We start from the raw sequence: 13,293 nt of genomic DNA on the forward strand, positions 1-13,293 counted from the left end.
CCTCCGGAATTATTTGCCTTGCAAAAAATTTCTCAACATATCGTGACCATGTTCAGTCAAGATAGATTCAGGGTGAAATTGCACACCTTCTACGGCAAGTGTTTTGTGTTTAACACCCATGATTTCGCCCATACTGCCGTCTTCATTTTGAGTCCACGCAGTGATTTCCAAACAATCTGGAATAGATTCTTTTTCAATCACCAGCGAATGGTAACGAGTGGCCTGGAATGGATTTTTTAATCCGGTAAAAACACCTGTGTTGTTGTGATAAACCTGCGAAGTTTTACCGTGCATGACATAAGGTGCGCGAATCACTTTTCCACCTAAAGCTTGCCCAATACTTTGGTGACCTAAACAAACACCAAGCAACGGAATTTTTCCAGCGAAGGTTTTAATGGTATCCACTGATACGCCCGCTTCCGTGGGCGTACAGGGGCCAGGAGAAATCACAATCTTTTCTGGTGCGAGCGCAGCAATTTCTTCAATGGTAATTTCATCGTTGCGCACAACTTTTACGTCCGCGCCCAACTCACCTAAATATTGCACCAGGTTGTAGGTAAACGAATCATAGTTATCAATCATTAAAATCATTCTGCTTCTCCCACCATATCAACAGCTTTGAAAATAGCGCGCGCTTTATTCATGGTTTCTTTCCACTCAAGCGCTGGAATAGAATCTGCTACTACACCTGCACCGGCCTGAACATAAAGCTTGTTGTCTTTAATAACAGCCGTGCGGATTGCAATTGCGGTATCCATATTTCCATTCCAGGAGATATAACCCACAGCACCACCATAGATGCCGCGTTTTTCGGTTTCAAATTCGTCGATGATTTCCATGGCGCGAATTTTGGGTGCGCCACTCAAAGTACCGGCAGGAAGTGCCGCGCGCAGAACATCCATTGCATCCAAACCGGCTTTTAATTTTCCGGTTACGTTGGAGGTGATGTGCATAACGTGCGAGTAACGCTCAACGACCATTTTATCAGTGAGTTTTACCGATCCAATTTCCGCAACGCGACCAACGTCATTACGGCCCAGATCAATCAACATCAAATGCTCCGCAATTTCTTTTGGATCATTTACCAATTCAATTTCAAGTGCCTTATCTTCTTCTGGCGTATAACCGCGACGACGTGTTCCAGCGATGGGTCGCACAGTCACTTCACCATCTTCCAAACGCGCCAGAATTTCCGGGCTTGAACCCACCACATGGTGATCACCCAAATTCATAAAATACATGTATGGGGATGGATTCAAGTTGCGCAATGCGCGGTATAAATTGATAGGCTCTTTCGTAAAATCAATCGACAAACGCTGGGAAATAACCACTTGCATGGTATCGCCAGACAATACGTATTCTTTGATTTTATCGACAACCTCGTGGAAATTTTTCTCACCAAAATGCGATTGGAATTTTGCCTCGCTGTGGATATTCATTCCCAAACTCAAACTCGGTGTTGTGGGAATTTCGCCGCGCAGTTTTGCTTCCAGCTCATCCAAACGCGCATTGGCTTTTGCGTAGGCGTTATCGACTTCTGGATTTGCGTGAATCACAAAAATCAATTTTCCTGCGAGGTTGTCAAACACCAAAACTTCGTCAGACACGCTAAGCAAAATATCCGGCGTGCCAATAATATCTTTTGGCATGGATGCTTTTAAATGTGGCTCAACATAGCGCACGCAATCGTAAGCAAAGTAGCCCACCAACCCGCCGGTAAACCGCGGCAAGCCAGGCAATTCAGGTGCGCGATAACGCTGCTTGAATTCGTCCACAAAACTCAATGCATCTGCACGTGTATGGCGCTCAACAATTTCGCCATCGCGTTCAATCTGAATTTCATCGCCAAAAGCTTTAAGGATGGTGCGTGCAGGCAAACCAATCATGGAGTAACGACCCCATTTTTCGCCGCCTTGCACAGACTCAAACAAATAAGAGTAAGGCCCACTGGCCAATTTAAGATAAGAAGAAAGCGGTGTATCCAGATCCGCTAATACTTCGCGCATAACAGGAATACGGTTATAGCCCTGCTGGGCCAACTCGGCAAAATGTTCGGGAGTCATGTCATTACCTTTTTACTTGCCGCGCTTTTAATCCAAGCGGTGAAGGCAAGTCTTTATCTTTATTAAGTCAGGTTTGCACTAATTTAGAGTTCTGTAAGAACTTGGGATGCAAACATGGAGAAGTGGCCTCACATGCAAACGCAACGAACGGCTTGCACACAGGCGAAATGAACTAGCGACGCCATCGGGCGACGAGGTAGGTAGCGCACTCTGTAGTGGTAAAGGTTGCGTTTGTCACGAGGATAATTCCCGGAAGTAGCTTCTCGTTTTAAGGGGTATTGCGTTTAAACTGAGGGCAAGTGTACTGAATTAATGCAGAAATGCCTACCCTCAAATCGCGGTTATTGGTCGCCCTAATCAAAATTTGGCTGCAGCCAACTCGGTATGCATAGTCTTAATTGCTTCCGCATAATCAGGTGCGCCGAAAATCGCAGAGCCTGCCACAAAAGTATCGGCCCCAGCCTCTGCAATCTCACGAATATTACCCAAGCCAACACCGCCATCGACCTCAAGCCTTGTGGAAAAACCACCGGCATCTATAAGTGCACGCGCTTCGCGTAATTTATCCAGAGTATGGGGAATGAACTTTTGCCCACCAAAGCCAGGGTTAACAGACATGAGCAGCAGCATATCTAGCTTATAAAGCGAGTTTTTCACTAGTTCCAGGGAGCTGGCGGGGTTTAGCACCAAACCGGGCTTGCAGCCCTTCTCTTTAATAAGTTCGATGGAGCGATCTATGTGTCGAGATGCTTCAGGGTGGAAACTAATGTAGGTAGCACCGGCTTCGGCAAATTGAATGATCAAATCGTCAACTGGCTCAACCATCAAATGCACATCAATGGGAGCTGTTATGCCGTATTTACGCAAAGCTCTGCACACCATAGGGCCTACAGTGAGATTGGGCACGTAATGATTGTCCATCACATCAAAGTGAATGAAATCACCACCTGCGGCTATTACAGCATCCGCCTCGGCACCTAAACGCGCAAAATCGGCGGCCAGAATAGACGGGGCAATTTTAAAATCTCGTTTAAAGTTCTGCATAGCCTTAAAGTTTTCCGTAAATGGTCCGATTACTTAAATGATCTGGTTTACAGCGAGCCCCGCAATGGGAACGCTCTTCTGCTGATATACCTACATTCTAAAGAGATGCGTTTAGATAAGGCAACGAAAGAAATATGTTCCCCCCCAATAGATTATTGCAATACACGCCAAAACTTTGCGTGGCCTTCGCCTGGATCTGCTTAAGCAATTTTTGCTTTGCGCAAGACCCTGCTGCTGAGAGCTCGGCGTCGAGTGCGGCATCCTCGGCTGCGCCTGAAAAGCCTATTTATGCGAATAACGTGGAGCGGGACAACGCCTTGTTAACCAAAGCCTTTACTGCAATCGCCAAAGCGGACGAACTACAGCCGATAGAAACCCCCGATGAAAAAATCATCACGCTATTCAAGAACGGAGAGACTCGCCAAACCAAAGGCGCACTTTTGATTATGCACGCACCAGAAGTACCGCAACTATGGCCTGCAACCCTGGAAAATTTACGCCGCAACCTGCCACTTTATAGCTGGGCGACCATGGCGCTGCCCTTGCCTGCAAAGTACCAAAATACCGTTCCCGAAAGGGAGTCTGCATCTGCCAGTAGCATTGCAGCGGAAACTGAAAGCTCGGCTGCTAGTAGTTCTGCTCCAGCAGAAGCTATTGCAACAACAAGCTCAGCATCATCTGAACCTGCAAAACCGCTCATTCCACGCAATAAGCTGATTAGCGACCGTGTGGAAGCCGCTGTTGCGCAGCTCAATAAGATCGGACAATTTAATTTGGTCGTATTGGTGGACAACAGCAGCGCTCCCGATGCGCTCGCAACACTTTATAAAAAGATCAATAAAAGCAGCACAACCAACGACACCGTTGACGGGCCCTTACAGGCACTTATTTTGGTGAACTTGCAAAATCAGGAGCCTCTGACCAAAGAGCAACTTGCAGACATTTTTTCGGTGGGAGATTTGCCCGTGATGGATGTTTTCTTTAATCCAGACAACACCGCCCAAGCCGAACTCAGGCGCATACATCATGCGGAGGCAATGCGAAAAAATCTCAAAGACTACCAACAATTAATTTTACCCAGCCAACCACCGGTTAGTGTTGACGATAAACAAAATTTTTGGCTGGCAAAAATTCATGGTTTTGTGGCGAGAAAAGCTGAGGGGAATGAGCTGCAGGGCGGCAGCAGCAACTCGTCAAACCTAACCATGAAATAAGGTGCAAATCGGAAGGGAAATAAAAGTTTAGGGCAAATAAAGAGTGGGGCCTGAGAACATTAACCTCAAGCCCCATAGATATTTTACGCACTCCGCGGAGATCCTTCTAAAGGTACGACCTCCTTATACTTAACGCCGCGCTCTCACGAGCGCCATAATAGCTGTGTCCTTCAGCTTACCTGGCTTCCTTAGCATGGCTTACTCCAAGCCATCAATCTCCAAAAATTCCTTTTATGCCGCACTCCTGCGCAGCGTCATCCTCATACTGCAACTGAAGGTGGCGTCCTCGCCACCTCGATATTAGTCGCATCCATTGACCCTTCTTGGTCAACCTCACTTCCCTGAATACCTCCTTGTTGATGTGCATTTTCAAGTAAACGAGCCCCAGCGCCTAGTCGCTAAAAGCGCTAAATCGTGTAGGAAATTAACCATAGTGAAACGCGGATATTATCCCCATCAGCGAGGATATCGACGATTTAGGCAGGCATTTTTAATGCAGCCAAACGCTCATGCAGCTCACCAACAATTGGCGGATAACATCCGCGCGTAGCGAGATAATGCTCATTAAACAATTGGAAATAATCGAGCAAGCGTTCGCTGTTAGTGTTTTCACCAGCCATTTGCAAACACAAGGCAGCCGCTTCTGCTGTAGACAAATAATCTTCCTGGTGGGATTTGCGCACAGCGTATCCACGCAAAGCACCTTGCGGTAATGAAATACAGGGAACCGATTCCAACCAGCGGCTCAAATGAAACATGCGACTACTTTGCTTCCAGGTTGCATCCAATAAAATAAAGGTTTTTATTTTATTATTGTCGGGAACCTCAGAAAAAACTTCGCGTGGTTTTGCTTTGGCTTCAGGGGTGTCCGCAGGAAAAACGATAAAGCATTGACGGTTCTCGTCTTGCAATAAATCCAAAAGCGCTTGATCAGGTTCGGTACGGCTCCAACAATACGCGTGGGTGCGTGGAAATAAATCAGCAATTAAGCGCCCGGTGTTTGTCGGTTTAAAAATTTCTATGCGATGCAACAACAAAACAAATTCGACGTGCGATTGCAATTGCGGTTGCCAATCGCAAATACATGCATAAGCGGCGAGCTGACATTGCTCGCACCGCACCACCGATTTTCCACGCGCAGAAAAAACTCTCGTGGAATCGGCAATGCAACGCTCACGCAATAATTGGAATTGATTTTTAGTTGTTAAATGTTGCATAGCGTTTTAATAACATCATCCATTTGGAAACCTAAGCAACTTTGGATTCAAGGGCATAGACATGTGTGTGATGCCATTTGTTTGATTTCCAGCGTCGCCAGTAAAAATAGGAACGCACACCTTCATCAAGAATGGCTGATAACAAAATACCAAACACACCCCAATGTAAAACAAACACCATTAGGTAAGCGGCAGGAATTGCAACTATCCACGTAAATAAAGGGCCGACAATTGAAATCAAAAGACCGTCACCCGTGGCGCGTAGAGCGCCACCAACCATTACATTTACCGCTCGTGGTGGTTCAGACAATGCAGCCAATAAAAATAACCAAAAAGACGCGCTGATCACCCATTGATCATCAGTATAAATATCCATAATCGGACGATGAAAGGCTAACAAAATCGCCACAACAATACCTGAACCCCAAAGCGCAGCTTTCAAGCTTTGGCGCATTTGACGCGCTGCTTTTTCATAACTACCCGCACCGACAAATTGACACACCAGAATTTCCGTTGCCATGGTTAACGCTAACGTAATAACCAATCCAATCAAAAATGTGTTGAAGGTATAAATTTTTGCGGCAAGCGCTGCTGCTCCCAACGCTGCTGCAAAACCGTTAAGTACCATCATATTTAAATCAAATGACATAGGTTCAATCATACTCGGCAACGCGATACGCAAGGTGTGACGTGAAGCAGGCCGGAACTCTTTAACGAAACTATCCCAACTCAAGTTTAAATCCAGACGGCTCCACACAAAAAAGCCACTCACCAATACGCCGATAATCGCTGCTAAAACACTGGCGTACGCAACACCTTCAATACCCAAGGGTGGTAAGTTAAACCATTGAAAAACCACAGCCGAACAAAAAAGAATATTACAAAGAAAAAATACAATGTTGGCTAACATATTCCACTGCGGCATGCCGAAGATATTCAAAATAGTTTGGAATATCATCTTTAAAGCCCACACGAGCATAATTGCCGCAATAGCATGAATGTAGGTAACTGCGTCTGTTTGAATTTGTCCAGGCAAACCCATCAGTGAGCAAACCCAGGGCGCACTCCAGTAAAGTAAAAGACCAAGCATTCCGCCAACAACTAAAATCCAGGTGGCATAGGTAGCGATAGTTGCTAATGCTTTTTCACGATCACCCGCACCCAGGCGCTGGCTTGCAATACTGGAGCCTGAAAAAACCGTTACCCATAGAATATTCACGCAGAAAAAAATGACCGGTGTCATTGCACCAGCGCCAGCTGCGGCTGAATCACTAACGCGACTCAAAAAAAATGTATCCAAAACAGGAACACTTAATTGCAGAGATTGCTCCACTAAAAGCGGACGACTCATTCCCCAAAGACCTTTGGATTGCGCAGCGGTCACAGGTGATTGGTCAGAATCGCTGGAGACATCAGGAATTTGTGACATGAAAAACCCGGTAATTCAATTAGAAAAAAATAGTAGGTGCTTGCATGATGATGCAGCGAAGATCCTGAGAAAAACGCACAACTGGGTGTTTTTTATGACATAAAAAAACCCGTCCTTACTGTAAATTAAGGACGGGTTTTTAAACGATATTTTTACATAAAAAAACAAATATCGGTCTTACATTTGGTACCCGAGGCCGGACTCGAACCGGCACAGCTTACGCCACTACGACCTCAACATAGCGTGTCTACCAATTCCACCACTCGGGCTTTTTCTTACTTGCTTTGCTCCGGTGCAGTTGCTGGAACATCGCTAGCTGCAGGAGCAGCCTGGTTAGTTGCAGGCACGTCAGATGCAGGCGCAACAGGTGCTTGTTGTGCGGCAGCTGGAACAGCAGGAATACCTTGCACAGCAACTTTAGAATGATTTTTTGCCATTACCGCAAGTGTAAGGCTGAGTACAAAAAATATAGTTGCAAAAATTGCAGTAGCGCGAGTAAAAAAACTACTGCCACCATCACTACCAAATACGGTTTGCGATGCACCAGAACCAAAAGATGCACCGGCTGCAGCACCCTTACCTTGTTGCAACAAAATCAACACAATAATTGCCAGCGCAGATATTGAGTGGATAACTAATACTAACTTTTCCATTGCTGGATCTCTTAATTAGGATCGATTGAGTATCATTAATTTGCCGAAATTCTTTAGTAAGAAATTTTAATCAGCAGCTTTACAAATTTTCAAAAATTCTTCGGCATCTAATGACGCGCCGCCAAGCAAGGCACCATCGATATCCGGTATCGCGAACAATTGTTCGGCATTACTGGCTTTAACACTACCGCCGTACAAAATTCTTACTTCTTCAGCCAAGTCACCCAAGCGTGTGCGAATAAAACGATGCACTTCTTCTGCTTGTTGCGGTGTTGCTGTTTTGCCAGTTCCTACCGCCCACACAGGTTCGTAGGCAACTACGGCATTTTTAAATACGTCGAGACCAACCTGGTCAAATACTGCTTGCAGTTGCGCACCTATCACCTCAAGGTGTTGGCCATTTTCGCGCTGAGCACTTGATTCACCAACACATAAAATGGGAATCAAATTTTCGCGCTGCGCTGCGATAAACTTTTGTGCAACTTGTGCATCAGTTTCGCCCTGCAAACGGCGGCGCTCATTGTGACCAATAATCACAAATTTGCAATGCAATTCTCCCAGCATTTTAGCCGATACCTCTCCGGTATAGGCACCTGAATCATACTGACTCAGGTTTTGCGCACCCAAAAAAATGGGCGAGCCAGAAATCTTTTCAAACGTTGGTAGTAAGTATGGATTGGGCGGACAAACAACGACTTCAGCGTTATGTTCACCTTGCCAGCCAGCAACTACTTTGGCCAACAACTCAGCATTTGACTGCTGGTTTCCATTCATTTTCCAGTTGCCAACTACAAGCTGGCGACGCTTTGCGTGACTGGTTTTGTTCAACAGCAATACCTCCCCCAAAGCGGGCGCTCATGGTAGCTAAGATGACTTGAACATACAACCTAATCTTAGCTTACACCCTGATTTTTATCGGTTTTATAAGTAACGACAGCTAAAAATTGAGCTAATTCGATCAATTTTTAGCTGTCAACTTTTCACCTTGGGTAGTTTTTAAACAGCAGTGCAAGAGTTGGTTAGCTCAATGCTAACTCAACAGTTTTGGCCAGCTCTTGCGCCAGCTCCTTAACCTGCTTCTTATCTTCGCCTTCCACCATCACTCGCACAACGGGTTCTGTACCCGATGGGCGTAAAAGCACGCGGCCTGTTCCTGCAAGTTTTTCCTCAGTCGCTTTCACTGCTGACTGAACAGTTTGGTCTGAACTCAAATCCACACGCTTTGCCATGTGCACATTGATCATGACTTGCGGCATTTTGTTCATGCCTTTTTTGATCTTGTATAAAGACTCGCCAAAGGTTGTAACCGCCAACAGAACCTGCAATGCAGAAATAATACCGTCGCCGGTAGTGGTTACGTTGCTGCACACTATGTGGCCAGAGTTTTCACCGCCAAGACGCCAGCCATTTTGGCGCATCATTTCAATCACATAACGGTCGCCGACCTTAGCGCGAGCGAAAGGAACACCAAGCTTTTTGAGACCTAATTCAAAACCAAAGTTACTCATTAGAGTGCCCACGACACCATCGCAGCCACCTGCGTATTCTTGCTGGTATCGAGCAATGATGTAGAGCAATTCATCGCCATCGACGATTTCACCTTTGTGGTCCACAAATACCACCCGGTCACCATCGCCGTCGAAAGCGATACCAAGATCAGCACCCACCTCGATAACTTTCTCTTGTAAGGCTTCTGGTTTGGTGGAACCGCAACTGCGGTTAATGTTGGTACCGTTCGGTTCCACAAACATAGGGATAATTTTTGCGCCCAGCTCGCTAAATACATCAGGCGCGATATTGTAGGTAGCGCCGTGCGCGCAATCCAACACGATTTGTAGACCTTTAAGGTTAAAACCCCAAGGCATGGTGCCTTTACAGAATTCAATGTAACGACCGGATGCATCGCCGATACGGCGCGCTTTACCGAGCTTTTCAGCGGTGGTCATTGGTTTTTCCAACTCTTCCTCGATAAGACGCTCCAACTCATCTGGCAATTTAGTGCCGTTACCACCAAAAAATTTAATGCCGTTATCGACGTAACTGTTGTGCGACGCACTGATCACAATACCGGCTTGCGCCTGGAAAGTACGGGTGAGATATGCGACTCCAGGTGTTGGCATTGGGCCAAGTAAGCCCACATCCACACCAGCGTTAATCAAACCGGCTTGCAGGGCAGATTCAAACATATAGCCAGAAATACGGGTATCTTTACCGATTAAAATCAGATTGGAGCCGTCAAAGCGATCCATAAGCACACGGCCAGCAGCCCAACCGAGCTTCAGCATAAAGTCCGGGGTAATTGGAGCTTCACCAACCAAACCACGAATACCATCTGTACCAAAATATTTGCGCGACATGAATCCTTACTCCACTTTCAAAAATTAACTCCTAAAAATAAGCTAGGAGACTAATGGTTATGCTGAATTTTTTATTTCTTGATAAACCCTTAAAACATCTTTGGTAGCAGCCACATCATGCACACGAATGATGGCAGCACCACGTTCGACGGCAGCCAATGCCAGCGCCAAACTACCTGGCAAACGCTCATCGACGCCACGATTAAGCAACTGTCCTAAAAGAGATTTGCGCGATAAACCGACCAGAATAGGAGCTCCCAAAACTGCCAATTCGGGCAGGCGCGCCAAGAGGGCGAGATTATGCGCGAGAGTCTTGCCAAAGCCAAACCCCGGATCTACTAAAATGCGTTCTTTTGTGATGCCGGCCGCGCTGCAAGCTGCAATTCGCTCCTGCAAAAAGCCCGATACCTCAGCAACCACGTCCTGGTAACTCGGTGCGTTCTGCATAGTTTGCGGCTGCCCCTGCATATGCATCAAACATATCGGCAGCCCTGTTTTTGCAGCAGCGGAGAGCGCACCATCACGCGTCAAAGCCCGAACATCATTGATGATCCCAGCCCCCATTTGTGCGGACTCACGAATTACACTTGCGGTACTGGTATCTACTGAAACCAAAGCCCCCAGTCTTTCCACGAGCGCCTGAACAACAGGGATAACACGCTCCAATTCTTCTTGTTCAGAAACTGTAGCTGCACCGGGGCGAGTGGATTCTCCACCAACATCTAAAATATCCGCCCCCTCCTCCAACATTTGTTCTGCACGTTTAAGCACTAGATCAAGAGAGGCGTGACCATCTTGGAAATAGTTACCACCATCCGAAAAAGAATCCGGAGTGATATTGAGGATGCCCATTATTTTTGGTGTGGATAAATCCAATGTGTGCGCGGCGCACTGCAATTTCATAAAAATCCTACTGAACCCGGATAAAAAATAACCCCGAGCAAGCTCGGGGTTTTGTGAACTGAAATTTGAATTACTTCTTCGGCCAGTAGGGTTTTATTTTTAGAAGCCCAACCCAAAAACAGGCTTCCAATATCAAACCCATAACAATAGCGGCAAGCATTCCAGTTTTAAATCCAATAAAGTAACAAGCAATGCAAGAAACCATTAACAGCAACAAAACTATCCATCTAGCCCTCTTGCTCACTTCCATTACTTCACTCTGCTAACCGTTAATGCGTATTTGCTGGGCCACCAATCGGACCCGCTTGTTCGCCAGAATCGCCGGAATCCTTATTGCGCAAATGGCTGTTGAAGTCATCGTCATTCCACTCGCGAGGTGGGCGAACTTTACGACGCGCCATCAAATCCGCTACTTGTTCCGCATCAATGGTTTCATACTCCATTAAAGCGTCTTTCATAGTTTCCAGCACATCGCGGTTCTCTTCCAAAATTTGCTTGGCGCGGGCGTAGCATTCATCAATAATTCGACGAACTTCCTCATCGATTTGACGAGAAGTTTCACCGGAATATTGTTGAGTCGCCATACCTGGGTATGCGCCCTCTTCCTCGCCGTAATGCAATGGACCCAGTTTGGCTGACAAGCCCCACTTGGTTACCATACTGCGCGCCATGCTGGTTGCGCGCTCGATATCGTTAGAAGCACCAGTGGTCACGCCATCGATACCTAAAGTCATTTCTTCAGCGATACGACCGCCAAACAAAGTGCACAGGCGTGATTCAAGTGAACGCTTGCTCCAGCTGTACTTGTCTTCCTCTGGCAAATATTGGGTTACGCCCAATGCACCACCACGCGGAATAATGGTGACCTTATGTACCGGATCATGCTCAGGCACCAAGCAACCGATAATCGCGTGACCAGCTTCGTGGTAAGCCGTGTTTTCTTTCTCTTTCTCGCTCATTACCATGGACTTGCGTTCAGCGCCCATCATGATTTTATCGCGAGCCTTTTCGAAATCTTCCATAGTCACCAAACGCTTGTTTCCGCGCGCAGCAGTCAAGGCTGCCTCGTTCACAAGGTTTGCCAGCTCAGCACCGGAGAAGCCCGGAGTACCACGAGCAATAACTGATGCACTGACGCGTTCATCGAGCGGTACTTTGCGCATATGAACTTTAAGAATTTGTTCACGACCGCGGATATCAGGCAAACCTACATAAACCTGACGGTCAAAACGGCCTGGACGCAACAAAGCTTTATCCAACACATCTGCACGGTTAGTAGCGGCGATAATGATCACACCATCATTGCCTTCAAAACCGTCCATCTCCACCAGCAATTGGTTAAGGGTTTGTTCGCGCTCATCATGGCCACCGCCATGACCACCGCCACGGTGACGACCTACAGCGTCGATCTCGTCAATAAAAATAATGCATGGCGCTTGTTTCTTGGCTTGATCAAACATGTCGCGTACGCGGCTAGCACCAACACCCACGAACATTTCTACGAAATCAGAACCTGAAATCGAGAAAAAAGGTACTTTTGCTTCACCGGCGATAGCTTTAGCCAACAAGGTTTTACCTGTACCTGGTGGGCCAACCATCAATACGCCGCGTGGAATCATGCCGCCCAAGCGTTGGAACTTGGAAGGATCGCGCAAGAACTGTACAAGCTCTTGAACCTCTTCTTTAGCTTCATCTACACCTGCTACGTCAGCAAAAGTAGTCTTGATTTGGTCTTCACCTAGCAGGCGCGCCTTGCTCTTACCAAAGCTCATGGGGCCGCCTTTACCGCCGCCACCGCCTTGCATTTGGCGCATAAAGAACCAGAAAACACCGAGAATAATTAAAACTGGTGCGCAAGCGAGGAACAATTGATACAGGAAGCTTGGCTGCTCGATTTCACGGCCTTTAATAGACACGTTGTGAACATAAAGATCATCCAGCAATTTAGGATCAGGAGTCTGCGGACGGACTGCTTTAAATGAGGTTCGGTCTGTGTAAACACCTTCAATGCTCGTAGGATCAATAATGACCTCTTGAACCCTCTCATCTTTGACAGCCTTGATAAACTCTGAATAGCTAATAGTGTCGCTACTCGGAGTTCTGCTGAAGTTTTGGAACACACTGATCACGACTACAAGAATTACGAGCCAAATCAGGAGGTTCTTGGTGATATCGTTCAAGGAGAGATCCTCATATATGCATTAAAACAGCGTTAAACATCAAAAAAACGGGACTTGTGACTTCTTTTGTATACTTGGGGAGTAAATCCGGAATTGCAAGGCCTGGCAGAAATACTACGGGGGTTGTTCATTTAACTTTAGCACTTAATTGCCGAAGTGAAACAAAAACCCATATAACCTTTAACGGCAAATCTCGCTATCTCATTAGCCCTAGTACGGCTTAGTGGGCTACA

The 13,293-nt window shown here is 46.5% G+C and carries 11 protein-coding genes and 1 tRNA gene; 1 reads left to right on the forward strand and 11 read right to left on the reverse strand.

Annotated elements, in window-relative coordinates; genetic code table 11:
- Positions 1 to 9: 9 nt before the first annotated feature.
- The 3 genes from IE104_RS09805 to rpe form a co-directional block, all read right to left on the reverse strand.
- The gene (locus IE104_RS09805; protein ID WP_189417883.1) at positions 10 to 591 is read right to left on the reverse strand and encodes an anthranilate synthase component II; all 582 of its coding nucleotides are present in this window, start codon (positions 589 to 591) and stop codon (positions 10 to 12) included.
- A complete protein-coding gene (gene trpE / locus IE104_RS09810; protein ID WP_189417885.1) occupies positions 588 to 2,063 on the reverse strand; it encodes an anthranilate synthase component I in 1,476 nt (491 codons plus the stop codon). Before trpE ends, IE104_RS09805 begins: the two co-directional genes overlap by 4 nt.
- 357 nt (positions 2,064 to 2,420) lie before the next feature.
- Positions 2,421 to 3,107 (reverse strand): ribulose-phosphate 3-epimerase, encoded by a 687-nt coding sequence (gene rpe / locus IE104_RS09815; protein ID WP_189417886.1) that lies wholly within the window; start codon positions 3,105 to 3,107, stop codon positions 2,421 to 2,423.
- A gap of 134 nt (positions 3,108 to 3,241) precedes the next feature.
- Here rpe and IE104_RS09820 point away from each other — a divergent pair, with 134 nt between their 5' ends.
- Positions 3,242 to 4,321, forward strand: a complete 1,080-nt coding sequence (locus IE104_RS09820; protein ID WP_189417888.1) for a DUF3530 family protein — start codon at positions 3,242 to 3,244, stop codon at positions 4,319 to 4,321.
- A 476-nt stretch (positions 4,322 to 4,797) separates the two neighbouring features.
- On the opposite strand, the gene IE104_RS09825 is transcribed toward IE104_RS09820, so the two are convergent.
- The 8 genes from IE104_RS09825 to ftsH form a co-directional block, all read right to left on the reverse strand.
- Positions 4,798 to 5,538, reverse strand: coding sequence for a tRNA-uridine aminocarboxypropyltransferase (locus IE104_RS09825; protein WP_189417889.1), 741 nt, complete (start codon positions 5,536 to 5,538; stop codon positions 4,798 to 4,800).
- A gap of 31 nt (positions 5,539 to 5,569) precedes the next feature.
- Positions 5,570 to 6,967 carry an MATE family efflux transporter gene (locus tag IE104_RS09830; RefSeq protein WP_189417890.1) on the reverse strand — a complete coding sequence of 466 codons (1,398 nt, stop codon included), beginning with the start codon at positions 6,965 to 6,967 and terminating at the stop codon, positions 5,570 to 5,572.
- Positions 6,968 to 7,151: 184 nt separating this feature from the next.
- A tRNA-Leu gene (locus IE104_RS09835) sits at positions 7,152 to 7,236 on the reverse strand.
- Positions 7,237 to 7,242: 6 nt separating this feature from the next.
- Positions 7,243 to 7,620 (reverse strand): preprotein translocase subunit SecG, encoded by a 378-nt coding sequence (gene secG, locus IE104_RS09840; RefSeq protein ID WP_189417891.1) that lies wholly within the window; start codon positions 7,618 to 7,620, stop codon positions 7,243 to 7,245.
- 66 nt (positions 7,621 to 7,686) lie between these two features.
- Positions 7,687 to 8,448: a triose-phosphate isomerase gene (gene tpiA, locus IE104_RS09845; protein WP_189417893.1), complete on the reverse strand. Its 762-nt coding sequence runs from the start codon at positions 8,446 to 8,448 to the stop codon at positions 7,687 to 7,689.
- Between the two features lie 191 nt (positions 8,449 to 8,639).
- Positions 8,640 to 9,977, reverse strand: a complete 1,338-nt coding sequence (glmM, locus tag IE104_RS09850) for a phosphoglucosamine mutase (protein WP_189417895.1) — start codon at positions 9,975 to 9,977, stop codon at positions 8,640 to 8,642.
- Between the two features lie 57 nt (positions 9,978 to 10,034).
- Positions 10,035 to 10,880, reverse strand: coding sequence for a dihydropteroate synthase (folP, locus tag IE104_RS09855; RefSeq protein ID WP_189417896.1), 846 nt, complete (start codon positions 10,878 to 10,880; stop codon positions 10,035 to 10,037).
- Between the two features lie 269 nt (positions 10,881 to 11,149).
- Positions 11,150 to 13,060 carry an ATP-dependent zinc metalloprotease FtsH gene (gene ftsH / locus IE104_RS09860; RefSeq protein WP_189417898.1) on the reverse strand — a complete coding sequence of 637 codons (1,911 nt, stop codon included), beginning with the start codon at positions 13,058 to 13,060 and terminating at the stop codon, positions 11,150 to 11,152.
- Between the last annotated feature and the right edge of the window lie 233 nt (positions 13,061 to 13,293).

The organism is Cellvibrio zantedeschiae (genome assembly GCF_014652535.1).
In the GTDB taxonomy this organism is placed as follows: domain Bacteria; phylum Pseudomonadota; class Gammaproteobacteria; order Pseudomonadales; family Cellvibrionaceae; genus Cellvibrio; species Cellvibrio zantedeschiae.